This window comes from Teichococcus deserti (assembly GCF_001982615.1).
In the GTDB taxonomy this organism is placed as follows: Bacteria; Pseudomonadota; Alphaproteobacteria; order Acetobacterales; family Acetobacteraceae; genus Pseudoroseomonas; species Pseudoroseomonas deserti.
This window is the reverse complement of the sequence record NZ_MLCO01000534.1, coordinates 1-981: the sequence shown is the minus strand read 5'-3', so window position 1 is coordinate 981 and position 981 is coordinate 1. Positions and strand designations below refer to the sequence as shown.

1 protein-coding gene is annotated in these 981 nt (G+C 71.0%); it reads right to left on the bottom strand.

The annotated features are described in order from the left end of the window. Positions 1–46: 46 nt before the first annotated feature. The coding region (locus BKE38_RS29825) for an anthranilate synthase component I family protein (protein WP_207553740.1) at positions 47–981 on the bottom strand (935 nt) is incomplete at its 5' end.

The following is a 981-nucleotide window of genomic DNA, read 5'->3' as shown; positions in this document are numbered from 1 at the left end:
AAAGAAGGGGTCCAGGGGAATTCATTCCCCTGGCCTACCCCTGTTCCTACTTCCTGCCTGCCGCGAAGCGCACTGCTTCCTCGGCGGCCCGGAACAGCCCCCGAGCCTTCGCCCGGGTCTCTTCGTATTCGGCGACCGGGTCGGAATCGGCGACGACGCCGCAGCCGGCCTGGACGTGCATGGTGCCGTCCTTCACCAGCGCCGTGCGCAGCGCGATGCAGGTGTCCATGCCGCCATCGGTGCCGAAATACCCCACCCCGCCGGCGTAGAGGCCGCGGCGGGAGGGTTCGAGTTCCTCGATGATCTCCATGGCGCGGACCTTGGGGGCGCCGGACAGGGTGCCGGCGGGGAAGCCGGCGGCCAGCGCCTCGAGGGCGGTCACCTCGGGGCGGGCCTGGCCGCGCACCTCGCTGGCAATGTGCATGACCTGGCTGTAGCGCTCGATGGTGAAGCTCTGGGTGACCTTCACCGTGCCGATCTTCGACACCCGGCCGACGTCGTTGCGGCCGAGGTCGAGCAGCATCAGGTGCTCGGCGCGCTCCTTCTCGTCAGCCAGCAGTTCCTTCTCCAGGGCCAGGTCCTGCTCGGGGGTGGCGCCGCGTGGGCGGGTGCCGGCCAGCGGGCGCACGGTGACCTCGCCCTGGCGCAGGCGCACCAGGATTTCCGGGCTGGCGCCGACGGCCGCATAGCCGCCGAAGTCGAAGAAGAACAGGAAGGGCGCCGGGTTGATCCGCCGCAGCGCGCGGTAGAGCGCGAAGGGCGGCAGGCCGAAGGGCACCGAGAAGCGCTGGCTGAGGACGACCTGGAAGACGTCGCCGGCGCGGATGTATTCTTTGGCTTTCTCGACCGCCTGCAGGAAGTCGGGCCTGGTGAAGTTGCTCGACGGCTCGGGCAGGGCGGGCAGGTTCGCGGGCGGCGCCGGGCGGGGCAGCGGGCGGTCGAGGGCAGCCTCGGCCTCGTCCAGCCGCGCCTGGGCGGCAT